Source organism: Bradyrhizobium sp. BWC-3-1, assembly GCF_032917965.1.
Taxonomy (GTDB): Bacteria; Pseudomonadota; Alphaproteobacteria; order Rhizobiales; family Xanthobacteraceae; genus Bradyrhizobium; species Bradyrhizobium canariense_D.
Genome location: NZ_CP136625.1, coordinates 6527126 through 6539319, shown reverse-complemented (window position 1 = coordinate 6539319; position 12194 = coordinate 6527126). Strand labels below are relative to the sequence as shown.

Genomic DNA, 12194 nt, shown 5'->3' with positions numbered 1-12194 from the left:
GTTTAGACCGGAGACATAGCTGACGCCTGTTCGGACACATCACTGACAGTTTGGCTGCGCGTCAAGTCGATTGATCCGACCTGCCAACTGGCAAAGAAGATTCCGTAGCGGCCGTCGCGGTCGAGCGGCCTCACGGCCAGCTGCTCGCCGCAGAAGGCTTGAGGGACTTTCCACATTTGCCCTTTGAAGGCGATGTAGCTCCGCGTCGAGGAGACGGTGCGAACGATCTCCCCGGCGTCGTATTGGATCTTCGGCACACGATCCGGCATGGCGCGTAAACTGGGCCGGTAGCGATCGGCGGGAATGCCCATGCCCAAGCTCTCGTGGGGCCGCTCCAGATTGTAGACCGTTCGCCAGCTATCGAGGGCACGCTGGACTTCCGCCAAAGTGCGGAACGTGCGCAGAGCGAACACTTCTGCTTTCAAGCTGCGATGGAAGCGTTCGTTCTTGCCTCGGCCCTGAGGATGACGTGGCCTGGCATGGACCACCCTGACGCCGAGCTTGAGCAGCCATACCTTCAGCGCAGTCCAGCGAACGCCCGAGGTGTCGCCCCAGGGAGAACCGTTGTCGAGGTAGAAGGCCTCCGGCAGCCCATAGCGTCGGAAGGTGTCGGTCAGATGCCTCTGCACATCTGGTCGCTGCTCGTTGGCGCACGCCTTCAAACACAGCGCATAGCGGGAGTGGTCATCGACCATGGTTAGCGGATGGCAACGCCTTCCGTCGGCAAGCGGCATGTGGCCCTTGAAGTCCATCTGCCAGAGTTGATTGGGCGCGTCCCTCTCGAACCGGTGGCCTGAAGGGCTCGGCGCGGCTTTCTCGCTCGGCTTGATCCGTTCGTTCCGGCACAGGATCCGATGCACTGTGGAGGGCACCGGTACGGTCTGGCCGCCGCGCTTCAGGCAATGGGCAATCTTGCGCGCTCCCCAAGCCGGATGCTTGTCACGCACAGCCAGAACCCGCGCCTCGACCTCAGGCACGCTCCGCTTGGGCATGCTCTTGGGCCGGCGCAACTGATCCGCCAGTTCATGATCTCCAGCCTGCCAACGCCGCAGCCATTTGTAGCCCACATCAGGACTGATCCCGAACCGCCGGCACAACTCCCGCCGGTTCGCCCCTTCCTGCAACGCAAGCCGCACAAACTCCCGTCGCTGATCCATCACCGACACCTCGTTCCAGGGCATGGAAGGCCTCCCGAATCGACCATTCCAGCCCAGTTTGAAGTGTCAGCTATGTCTCCGAACACCTGTCAGTGATCTGTCCGGTCTAAACATTCCACCGGGCGGGCACCTTCAAGCAATAGTCGGACAGAGCGAATGATGCCGCCGCTGCCCAGATTGGCGAAGATCAATCGACGATCGCGGCAAGCAGCGTCACGATGGCCGAGGTCAGCGCCACCTGGGTCTGTTCCGACCTCACTTTTGCGATAGCCCCCTCGCTGACGGTCAGCATACTCAATCGAATAGCACTGACCTTCTCATCCAGTCGTCGCGAACAGCGTCTGCTCGCGCAAGGCTGCGTCTCGCCGCTGGAAAGTCTCTCGCCTCAAGGTGTGAAAGTAGCTCTCTGGTCTCCTGCTTCAGCTGGCGGCGAGTATCGTCCAGATTTTCAATCCGGTTGTCGATGCGCGCCAGGGCTGCGTTGTCCGATGGTGTACTTGTGTCTTCAATGATCGAATTGATCAGTGTCCGCGCGGCTTGCGCTTCGCTTTCGACCTCGGCTCCCTTCTCGTTGTAGAACTCCAAGCGGGCTCTATATCCGAGCACATCGGGAGGCTCCTGCATCTTCGCGATCACCATGCGGCGGAGCCCGAGGCCTCGTTCGAGCGATAGAGTATTGATCCGTGTCAGACGGGGCGTTGATAGGTGCGTAACGTGCAGAGAGCTCATCAAGCAGGTAGCCGACTCGCCTGACCATCGCGATCGATAGGACCGACGTCACGAGCATGAGGATGATCAGTCCGACAGCGATTGCTACAATTCGCTGCCGGATTGACTGCTTGATCGTCGATCCGGAGAATTTTTTCAGTCCGTTAAGAGCGAGGATCCGTTGTCTCGTGCTCCGTAGAGGCATATCCGACGTACTCACAGTCGAGCTTCCTTTCGGTCAGCCCCGTCAGGCGGTCCAACTCCATTCATTCTTCAGTCAGGCTGAAATCGAAAGTTTCGGCAGGCGGGTCTTGGTGAACAGCCCCGAACTGGCTCAGCGGCAACTTTATCGTCACCGAAGAGGAGTAAAGGTCTGTGAGTTCGAGTTTGAGCTGTTGGCCGGCTTCCATTTGAGCCGCCACCGTTGGTTCAATTCCACGTGCTGCGATGCAGATGTTGGTGAGACACCAGGTGAAAGGAACCTGGACAGGACTGCCTTGATCTACCGTCACCTTGACTCCCTGCTGCAGATTTGCCCCTTGCGGAACGAACAGCTGCAGGCGAGCGGGACCGTCAGCTCGTTCGATCAGATCGACACGGGCCACGATCTGATCGAGATCGTCCGTGGCGGTTGACGTCGATCGGCATATGTTGGTTCGATCGGATGAGGCGAAACAAAGCTTTTTCCAGGTTGAGAAATGGATGTTCTCAGGCAGCCGCAATCGTGGCGGCTTCGACGGAGGCTCCCGCTGGGCAGAAGGGCCGTTGACTGGCTGCCCAAGCGGCGGAGCGGTCGCTGAATGCTTCTCCAGAAATTGCGATACCAAGGGCGACCAGATCGGCACCGCGTCGGCGAAATCGATCATGAAGTGCCCGTCGGTCCCAAAGGACGGGAGCATACGATAATCGGCATTTCCGCCCGCTTCGACAAAGGCCTGATGCATCCTCATCGTCAATTCCGGACCGAAGTAGCTGTCGTTTTCCGCGTAGATCCAAAGCATCGGTACGCGTGCGGTGCGGCCGAATTCGCTGGTGGCGGCAACGAGCTTGTCGGGAGCACAATTGTTGTTGGGTTTGCCGTCAACTCGGCCTCCGCGTCCCGCTGCAAAGGTAATGATGGCCTGAACTGATGACGGGTTTAGGCTCCCAAGAGCAATCGAGCCCCATCCGCCGCCCGACTGGCCAACGACGATGACCTTACCCGGCTGGATCATCTTCTTCTTGCTCATGTAGTCGATGACCCACTCGTTCAGAGTGGCGATGGCGAGCCCGGGACCACGGAAGTTTGGGTTGTCGCAGCTACCGACGTGGGCAAAGACGGCTCCGTAGAGACCCTGATCTTTATCATCGAGACTGCTGGCCCCGTACCTGACGGGCGAGATGACCACATAACCGCGACGTGCAAACCAACGTGCCGCGTCCCGATACTCGATCGCCGGAAACATCGTCCGCTGGTTGGCTTCCAGCGAAATTCCATGGTTCATAACCACTAGCGGAAACGGACCATCTCCGACCGGCCGTACCAGGAAGGCAAGCACCGGCAGCGGAAACGGCAGCGCCCAAATTTCCTCTTGGATTACTTGTCCCGCAGTTCGGTCATCTGCCGCGGCTGGGGAATGGACTGCCGAGGGGAAAGCCAGCAAAAGAAGAATGGCCAGCAAGTGCTTCAGCATCTTCTTTCTCCGACGATCTGGTCTGGGTCTGACGCTAGGTCTCGGAGGCAGGAATCCGTTGATTTGGATCAAAGCGACCAACCGCAAGTTCCCGACGTCGTGCGGCTTAGTGGCCTAGCAAAAAAAGCGTCGTCGGAAACTCGGATGAGCGTGCACGGCCTTTCATGCGGCTCCTGGCTTTTTGACGGCCTTAGGGCCTGTTTCGAGCTTTAACCCCGCCGCCGCTATCGTCGTTGGTCTGCTTGTGGGCCTGAAGGCGAAATATCCGGCACGCCGGCAGCTAGGGCCATAGCGGACATCGAGAATACGCGGGCAAATCGGTGCGAATGACCCGAAGCGGAGCACCTTGAAAGTGAGGTCAAGTCATGAATCCGGGCATGAAGCATCGGACGCGCGGATGGCCGTCTATGTAATGCCTCCAGACCATTGTACGGCCGAAGCGGTTTGGTTCTGTGACAACCGCACCGTCAGGTACGAGCACCCATTCGCCGTCGATGAGGACGCGGTAACGGCCCCGACTGGACTCCCAATCGGCATCGGACACTATGTATCCGTCGGCATCAGTACAGCACTTTCCAAATTCGCTCTGCAAGCTTTCAAACCAAGACTTCAGCGCAGAGTGGTCGTATCGGCCATCGTCGCGTGCAAGGACCGGCGTCAGTAGCAACGCTGAACCCAGCAACGATGCCGCAAGTTTCGCTGGAAACATCTGTTTGCCTCCGCGATATTCGCCGGCCGATCCGCTGGCTTGGTGCGGCTTAGGCTGGCAACCCGGAAACTAAATCCGTTGCAACTTCCGCTGACGATCGCTCGATGCTGTGATGGGACAGTTCATTCCCATCCCCACTGAGGTGAGTCCGGAAATTCGAGCGAAGGTTCAAATACGACAACGCTTCAACTAAAGGTCAGTGCAGCTGCTTCTTTGGCCTAGCCTGCCCTTAGCCGACCTCTGGGCTGGCGCCGAGCTTGTCCGCTCATGACGGCGTAGCCGACCAAAGCCCTCACAGACTTAAGGAAATGACCCACGGTGCATGAGTCTGCACGGCATCTGTTGCGGATCTCCACAACCGCGTTCGTCAACGACGATTGCGATCTACGGTGCGTCGCCTTTATGGCCTATTCGGCAACTCGCGACAGCTCCGCAAGGAGCTTCAACGCATCATTCAGCACGGCCCGATCCTGCGCTCGTTCAGCGGCCGCATCACCCGTGAATTCGCCATGCGTCCGCGCATTCTGATTTCCCTTCGGCGCGCCTGATCTCCGTGCGCCGCCGTGCATGCGGCAGCGAGACTTGCCGTGCACTGCAGGCGCGCGGCAGGCGAGGCCGCTGCGCGTCCCGGCGCCGCAGCGCGGGCTCGTCCACATCGCGCCGGTGTTGCGGATGTGATCGCCGCTCATGCATTGCTGCCCTGTCTGGATTCGGCCCGTTCGTATTCGCCGGCCTCACGCGGCGGGACCAGTCCTGCGGCTGCCGCAGCGTGCGGCTCCGCGACGATCATGCTGGCGTGCTGGGTCACGTTGCCCACGATCGCCCTGCCGCCGTCCTGCACCGACAAGTTCCGGACAGTGATCGCGCGCTCGCCGTTGTTGCGGTGGCGGCTGAGTGCCTCGATCTGGCTTGCGAAGGTGCGGGCCAGCCGGGTCAGCGCGCGTGTGAGGCTCTCCTGTTGCGGAATGTCGTCGGTGAGGGCGAGGCGGCAGGCAGAACGCATCGTTGCGGCGTGAACGGACACCATCTGCACTGCGAGCATGGCCTCGATCGAGTCCTTCGGCGCGATGCTCTTCACCAGCGAGATCATGAAGGCAAGATTGGCTTCATCGGGCTTCCGTCCGGTCACGCTGGCCTTCACCAATTGCTTGAGGAGACCATGCAGCGCGTCGCGGTCGGCGGCACCGAGCGCCTCGGCCAGCAGCCGTTCGCCGGCTTGCGGGTCCGCGTGGAGGATCGCAATTCCCCGCTTGTAGAGCTTGATCCGCGGGCTCGCGTCGGGGCCGCTGCGATCGTTTGCCGCAACCGGCAGCGTGCCGTGGCGTTTGGCAGATGTCGTCATGTGCTGTGTCCTTTGCCCGCGCGGGCTCATTGCGCGCGACATCGATCGCTCGGCTTGCGCGCCTGTGGGATTTTCGGGATGTTGATGAAGGGCTTACGTGCAATCGCAGCGCGACGCCCCGTGGTCGGGCGGCGTGGACGCTGACGATTGTTGCGATGATGGCATTCTGCCGGTGTTTTGCCCGACGTGTCAAACGAAGATTGCGAAGCGCGCAATCCTCGTTCGTGCAAATCGTCGTTCGTGCAAGTCCTTGATCTCGCAAGCGTCGGCTACTGTGCATGGGGTTGTTTTTGCGTTTTTTGTTTCGAACCGGCTCCGACCTGCCGCGCGACGGAATGCCGGCCTGCAAACGCGATTGCGAAATCCGGCGCGGCCGCTCATCATGATCCGCGAATGCGCCGCGACCTGCAAAAGCGGCGAGAACTTCTGGGGAGAGAACGAATGCAACGAACGCTTCGCCTGCTGGCGATCGTCGCCGGATTGTGCGTGACGACGGAGGCCTTCGCGCAAAAATATCCGGTGCGGCCGGTCAAGATCATGGTCGGCTTCAGCGCGGGCGGCCCGGTCGACGTCGTCGCGCGCATCGTCGCCGATCGGCTGAGCAACAAGCTCGGACAAGCTTTCGTGGTCGAGAACCGCGCCGGCGCCAACGGCATGATCGCGGCCGAAGGCGTCGCGCGTGCGGAAGGCGACGGCTACACGATGCTGGCCTGCAACTCCTCCACCATCACGCTCAACAAGACGCTGTTCAAGGATATCCGCTACGACCCCGAAAAGGACTTCGCGCCGCTCACCACCGTCGTGTCGGCGCCGCTCGTGCTGGTGGTCAATCCGGAGAATTCCAAGACGGCCAACATCAACACCGTCGCCGATCTCGTCGCCGCGGCAAAGGCTGCGCCCGGCGCGCTTGCCTACGGCTCGGGCGGCAACGGCAACCTTGCCCATCTCGCCATGGAGCTGCTCAGCGAGAGGGCCGGCGTCAAGATGATCCACGTGCCCTATCGCGGTGGTGCTGCGTCCGAGGTCGGTATCCTCGCGCAGGAGGTCCTGGCAGTGTTCGATCCCTTATCCGCCGTGCCGCTGGTGAAGGCCGGCAAGCTGCGCGCGCTCGCGGTGTCCTCCGCCGAGCGGCTGCCGGCGTTGCCTGATGTGCCGACCGTCGCGGAAGCCGGCTATCCCGGCTTCGACATCTCGTTCTGGGTCGGCTTCTTCATGCCGAAGGCAACCCCCGCGCCGACGCTCGAGATGCTGCACCGGGAGATCGTCGCCGCAGCCAACGATCCGCTGTTACGGGAGCGGCTGGAGACGCAGGGCGTCGTCAGCGTGCTGAGTTCGGCCGACTACGCCGCCAAGATCGCGAAGGAGATCAAGGAACTCGCCGAAGTGGTGGCGGCGGCGAACATCAAGGCGGAGTAGGGCGTCTGCTTGGCGTGCTGCCGGCCACCTGAGCCAGCCGCTCGAGCAGCGGGCGCTGTCCTGCGTTGATCTTCTCGTGCGCTGCTGCGAGCGTGAACCATTCGGCACGATCGACCTCCGGGAAGGTCTGACGTTTGCCGCTGCGTGGCGGCCATTCCATCTCGAATGTGTTGCTGCGAATGCTGCGCAAATCGACGTCGAACTCGGCCGCGAACGCGGTGACGATCTTGCCGCCGCGCTGCCTGACCTGGCCAAGCGAAGTCAGCGGCGTGGACAGCTCAAGCCCAAGCTCCTCGGCAAACTCCCGTCGCGCGGCGGTTTCTGCGTCTTCGTCTGCGTACTCGCCCTTCGGAATCGACCATGCCCCGAGGTCCTTGTTGCGCCAGAACGGTCCTCCGGGATGAACGAGCAGAACCTCGAGCTCCCCACGTTTGCGATAGGCAATGATCCCGGCGCTTTTCGATGGCATCGCAGGTTCCGTTCAGGCGGCGCATTCGGCCGGGAAAAAGTGGAACAGACGCTTTTAGCGCAGGTTAATAGCCAACGCTTTGACCGAACAAGGGAGTGAACCATGATCCGCCTGTTGGCAACGACCGCCTTAGGGCTGGTGCTGGCGAACGCCGCCTTTGCGCAATCGCCAAGCAGCAACACCAAGTCTGAGCAAACGCCGCAATCCCAGTCCAATTCCGCAGCTCCGTCCAACACGTCGCCGTCTGGCGCGGCACAAACACAGCAGTCGCGATCGCAGCCGCAGCAATCATCAACGCCCGGAGCGTCGACACAGAATACCCAGGCGACCACTCCGTCTTCCGGATCGGCCAATTCCGGCTCCGGGACCAACGCCACCAACAGCGCGGACACGTCCTCGCGGCCGCCCAGTGGTACGGCAAACTCCAACGCGGCCGGTAACCAGCCCGCCTCGCAGCAGAGCGCCAATCCGCCGGCGGCGAACTCGAACCAGACGCAGGATCGCTCCAACCCTCCGTCGAACAATACCAATCAGGCGCAGCAGGCGCCTGGTTCATCTGGTACCAACCAGGCCCAGCAATCGCCAAACACGCCGAGCAGCAATCAGGCGCAAGACCAGCGGACCGGTGCCAATTCACAGGCCGCCGCCCGCACTGACGTCAACCTCAACAAGCAGCAGGAGACCAAGATCAGCGCGTCCATCTCGCATCTCAACGTGCGGCCGCTGACCAGCGTCAATTTCTCGCTCAACGTCGGCACGGTGGTGCCGCGCGATGTCCAGCTATCGACGCTGCCACCCGATGTGGTCGAGATCGTGCCGCAATATCGCGGCTACAGCTTTGCGCTGGTGAAGGATGAAATCGTCGTGGTCGATCCGGCGACATACAAGATCGTAACCGTGCTGCCGTACTCGGGACAATCCACCGCGACAACGACGACCACGCGTGAGCGCAGCGCCAGCAAGTTTTCGGATCGCGATCGCGAAGTGATCCGCAAGCATGCGAAGACCCGCACCGAGGGACGGAGCGAACGACAGACCACCGGCAGCACCGCGCGGTCCGAGATCCATGTTGGTGACCGCGTTCCCGAGAGTGTCGAGGTCGAGGAATTCCCGAGCACCGTCTATCGGGACGCGCCCGACCTGCGCGAGTACCGCTACATCCACCGCGATACGCGGACCTATGTCGTCGAGCCCCGCGAACGCCGCATCATCGAGGAGATCGACTAGTTCGCGGCCACTGGAAGCCGCTCCATCGAGCGGCTTCCGGATTTGCGCATCAGCCCGAAGATCGTTCGCGCGCTGCAAAACGGATGGCGCGGGCCTTCGCGCTCTTTCCCGCCGCACGCGCGGCGATCATGCTGCGTGCCTTGCCGTGGGTGTTCTTCCGGATCAGAGACGCGAGCCGCTTGCGTGCGTGGCTGGCGGTCAATCGCGCCGCCAGTTGCTCGGCCTTGCGAATGATGGTGGCGACCGAGGGCGTCAGGTTCACCGGAACCCAGGCGACGTCCTTCGTCTTGGACAGGCTGCCGATGCCCTCGCAGGGTGCTTCGCGCGGCAGGTCGATCCGGATCGCGAGGGCTTCCGCGCGTTCGGTCCAGTCCTCGGCCCTGGTGCCGGTGATGATGCGGACATAGTCGCGTGTCTCACGCGGCAGCTCGCTCTCTTTGGCGAGCCATTTCTGGATTCGGCCGGGACCTGCGTTGTAGGCGGCTGCGGCAAGGCCGAGATTGCCGAAATCGTCGCGCAGCTTGCGCAGGAACTTGGCCGATGCCGGCAGCGCCTTCATCGCATCGAACGGATCATCTAGCCCGACCTCCGCTGCCGTTTCCGGCATGAACTGCGCGACGCCCTGCGCGCCGGCCTGGCTGACCTCGTTGGACTTGAAGCGGCTCTCCTGCCAGATCAAACGCGCGAAGAACGGCACGGGAATGCCGCTGGCTTCGGCAGCTCCGCGAAGCGCGTGGCAGAAGCGTTCCGTCGGCGAAACCGGCGCCTGCGCGACGGTTTCGACCGTATCCGGCGGCTCGGGGGTCTCCTCATAGGCCGCACGCGCATTGGCGAGCTCGAGGGCCTGCACGCTTGCAAGGAACAGCTCGACCACCGGAACAAGTGACGAGGCCTGAGTGTTTTGAAGAACGGCGTGATCGAAAGCTGATGGTTGGCGGGACGCCGACGGATCGAAGTCGCACATCAGAATCATGAACGCGGCGCACGCCGCGACGACAAATCGCATTGCTGGAGCAACCTCGAACTGTGGGTGAACGGCCAGCGATGCGCCGGCGATAAGGAGTTATTAACCGAGCGATTGCGGCAAAGCTGCGGTCTCGTCGGTTCCCACGGTGTTACTACGGTGTTCCGCGGGAAACTCTCTTCTCCGCGATTTTGCGGGGTGGGCGAATTGGGACGAGCGAGATGATGCGGTGGATGCTTGGCGCGGTGATTTCGCTGGCGGCGATCTCTTCGGCGCTTGCGGGCAATCTCGATGCGGCAGCGGTAAACGATGCTGCGCGTCCCGCAAAGCAACCTGCTAGCGACAAGCTCAACGCCGCGATCGTGAAGCTTCAGATTCTGCTCGACCGTGCGCGGTTCTCGCCCGGGGAGATCGACGGCAAGCTCGGAGAGAACGCGCAGAAGGCACTGAAAGCATTCGCCGAGCAGAACGGCGTTGCATCGGATAAAACGATCGCGCCCGAGCTTTGGGACAAGTTGAACGCCGCGAGCGAAGGCGCCGTCCTCGTCGAATACAAGATCACGGACGCGGATGTGAAGGGCCCGTTTCTGAAGGAGCTGCCCGGCAAGCTTGATGACATGAAGCCGCTGAAGGCGCTGAGCTACACCAGCCCGCTCGAAGGGCTTGCCGAGAAATTCCACATGAGCGCCGATCTGCTCAAGGCGCTCAACCCGGACAAGGCCTTCGACAAGGTGGGAGCGACCATCGTCGTTGCAAACGTTCCGGCGCGGCGAGAGCTTCCGAACATCGCGCGGCTCGACGTCGACAAAAGGAACGGGACGCTGAAAGCATTCGACCAGGGCGCCACCCTGATCGCGTTCTATCCCGCGTCAATCGGAAGTCCGGATCGTCCGACGCCGAGCGGTACGCTCAAGGTCACCAGCACCCACGAGAATCCGGTTTATCACTACAACCCTGACTACAAGTTCAGAAGCGTCAAATCGAAACAGCCGTTCGATGTTCAGCCGGGCCCGAACAATCCGGTGGGAGCATACTGGATCGGCTTGTCCGCACAGGGGTACGGCATCCACGGAACGGCGGAGCCCGACAGGGTCAGCAAGTCCGCGTCGCATGGCTGCGTCAGGTTGACCAATTGGGACGTGCGCGCGCTGGGCGAGCACGTCAAGCGCGGCACACCGGTGGTCTTTCTGGATGCGCCGACGGACTCCTCGTCCGAGCAGCGGCGGAAGTCCGGCGGTAGGCGCGCCTCGAACTAGTCTTTGGGAAAGTCCTTGCGCATCGCGATTTCGGCGGCATCACCGGGCGACAGCACGGTCTGGTCGAACGCTGCTTGCCCTCGTCATGATATCGTAGAGCGAGATGCCCTTGATGGCTTGCCCATGAGCTCGCGGACGCAGTCGGCGAGCGTGCCGTTGTAGACGGGATAGGGCGGACCTCGATCCTTTTGCCTCTGGCCCTTCAGCGACGGTCACTTCTTCAGTTCGGCCGGCGCGTCATAGGCGACCGGCGATATCTCTTTGAACATGCGCTTGGCCCTGAAGGCGCGGGTAGCCCCGAAGCCTGGGGCCGCCCTGTAGACGCTCGTTGAAGAATTAGTTCAAATCAGCCGGCAACAAAGGCGAGCAGGGTGCCGTTCGCCTTGGCCGGCGGCACGCAGATCGCAGGTCCGCTGCGCACGGCTGCCGAACCAAGCGCCTTGTCGGTGGCAGCGAGATCGCCGCTGACAAGCACCAGGGCAGCGCCACCGCGTTCGGAAAGACCCGCGAGCGGCACGCCGGGATAACGTTTGCCGAGCTGCTCCAGCGTCAAGTAAACGAAATCGGCACGATCGCCACCGGAGGGCACGGTCACTGCGCCGTCGGCTTCAGCCTTCGGCTCGCGGTCGATCAGCTGTCCCAGATCCGCGGCTTCCTTCGCGGGCTCGGGCGTCGCGATCAATGTCTGCTTGATCCGCTTGGCCGCATTGGCGTGCTTCATCAGCTCGGGAATCCACACCGTCTCTGGCGTCTTGTGCTGGCAGGCAAAAATGCGCACGCCGCCGGGCGCTTCTGCGGTCGGCCACATGAAGGTGCGGAATTTCGCCGCCGAGATCGTGCCATCAGGCAGCGTCACGGGCCGTTCGAAATCGGTCGGGCCGATCGGCTCCAGGCCACGCGCGCGGATTTCCTCCGCGCCGGCGGTGGAATCGACCGCTGTGAAGGCGATGCGCTCGATGCCTTCGCCGCGCTGGTCGAGGAAGGCACGCGCCGGCGCGTTGTGCTCGGTCGCCGCGAGCACGCCGAGCAGCTCCATATAATCCGGGTCGAACATGATCGTGTAGTTGCCGGTGCCCATATGTGCGCTGTGGGTGCCGCGCGGCGAGATGGTGAAGCCGAGCTGCCGGTAGTTTTCGGCGGCTTTGTCGAGGTCCTGCACCATGACCACGGCGTGGTCGATACCGATGACGTTCTTGAGGGCCACTGTTCTTTCCCCGAGTGCAAACTGACTGGACCGCCGTCGGCGGCCGCAAATCCTGTCTACGCCGGATAG

At 62.1% G+C, this 12194-nt stretch carries 12 protein-coding genes; 3 read left to right on the top strand and 9 right to left on the bottom strand.

Going from position 1 to position 12194, the window contains the following annotated elements:
• Positions 1-2: 2 nt before the first annotated feature.
• From RX329_RS31565 to RX329_RS31540, 6 genes are all read right to left on the bottom strand, one after another.
• Positions 3-1181: an IS481 family transposase gene (locus RX329_RS31565; RefSeq protein ID WP_317244478.1), complete on the bottom strand. Its 1179-nt coding sequence runs from the start codon at positions 1179-1181 to the stop codon at positions 3-5.
• A 270-nt stretch (positions 1182-1451) separates the two neighbouring features.
• On the bottom strand, positions 1452-1796 hold the full coding sequence (locus RX329_RS31560) for a hypothetical protein (RefSeq protein ID WP_317244797.1): 345 nt from the start codon (positions 1794-1796) through the stop codon (positions 1452-1454).
• Positions 1797-2131: 335 nt separating this feature from the next.
• Positions 2132-3538 (bottom strand): invasion associated locus B family protein, encoded by a 1407-nt coding sequence (locus tag RX329_RS31555; protein ID WP_204510535.1) that lies wholly within the window; start codon positions 3536-3538, stop codon positions 2132-2134.
• 358 nt (positions 3539-3896) lie between these two features.
• Positions 3897-4247 (bottom strand): hypothetical protein, encoded by a 351-nt coding sequence (locus tag RX329_RS31550; RefSeq protein ID WP_231188750.1) that lies wholly within the window; start codon positions 4245-4247, stop codon positions 3897-3899.
• Between the two features lie 407 nt (positions 4248-4654).
• The gene (locus RX329_RS31545) at positions 4655-4936 is read right to left on the bottom strand and encodes an HGGxSTG domain-containing protein (RefSeq protein WP_204510536.1); all 282 of its coding nucleotides are present in this window, start codon (positions 4934-4936) and stop codon (positions 4655-4657) included.
• On the bottom strand, positions 4933-5589 hold the full coding sequence (locus RX329_RS31540; RefSeq protein WP_317244796.1) for a hypothetical protein: 657 nt from the start codon (positions 5587-5589) through the stop codon (positions 4933-4935). Before RX329_RS31540 ends, RX329_RS31545 begins: the two co-directional genes overlap by 4 nt.
• Before the next feature lie 441 nt (positions 5590-6030).
• Between RX329_RS31540 and RX329_RS31535 the strand changes: the two genes are divergently transcribed.
• Positions 6031-7005, top strand: a complete 975-nt coding sequence (locus RX329_RS31535; RefSeq protein ID WP_026233321.1) for a Bug family tripartite tricarboxylate transporter substrate binding protein — start codon at positions 6031-6033, stop codon at positions 7003-7005.
• On the opposite strand, the gene RX329_RS31530 is transcribed toward RX329_RS31535, so the two are convergent.
• Positions 6992-7474 (bottom strand): NUDIX domain-containing protein, encoded by a 483-nt coding sequence (locus RX329_RS31530; RefSeq protein ID WP_085352065.1) that lies wholly within the window; start codon positions 7472-7474, stop codon positions 6992-6994. The two genes, RX329_RS31535 and RX329_RS31530, sit on opposite strands and share 14 nt — an antisense overlap.
• Before the next feature lie 102 nt (positions 7475-7576).
• On the opposite strand from RX329_RS31530, the gene RX329_RS31525 reads away from it, so the two are divergent.
• Entirely contained in the window at positions 7577-8701 is a 1125-nt protein-coding gene (locus tag RX329_RS31525) for a DUF1236 domain-containing protein (RefSeq protein WP_018457184.1), read from the top strand.
• Positions 8702-8750: 49 nt separating this feature from the next.
• Here RX329_RS31525 and RX329_RS31520 read toward each other — a convergent pair whose 3' ends face one another.
• The gene (locus RX329_RS31520) at positions 8751-9707 is read right to left on the bottom strand and encodes a lytic transglycosylase domain-containing protein (protein WP_317244795.1); all 957 of its coding nucleotides are present in this window, start codon (positions 9705-9707) and stop codon (positions 8751-8753) included.
• A 179-nt stretch (positions 9708-9886) separates the two neighbouring features.
• Between RX329_RS31520 and RX329_RS31515 the strand changes: the two genes are divergently transcribed.
• Positions 9887-10921, top strand: a complete 1035-nt coding sequence (locus tag RX329_RS31515; RefSeq protein ID WP_026233320.1) for a L,D-transpeptidase — start codon at positions 9887-9889, stop codon at positions 10919-10921.
• Between the two features lie 346 nt (positions 10922-11267).
• Here RX329_RS31515 and RX329_RS31510 read toward each other — a convergent pair whose 3' ends face one another.
• Entirely contained in the window at positions 11268-12125 is an 858-nt protein-coding gene (locus RX329_RS31510; protein WP_018457181.1) for a VOC family protein, read from the bottom strand.
• Between the last annotated feature and the right edge of the window lie 69 nt (positions 12126-12194).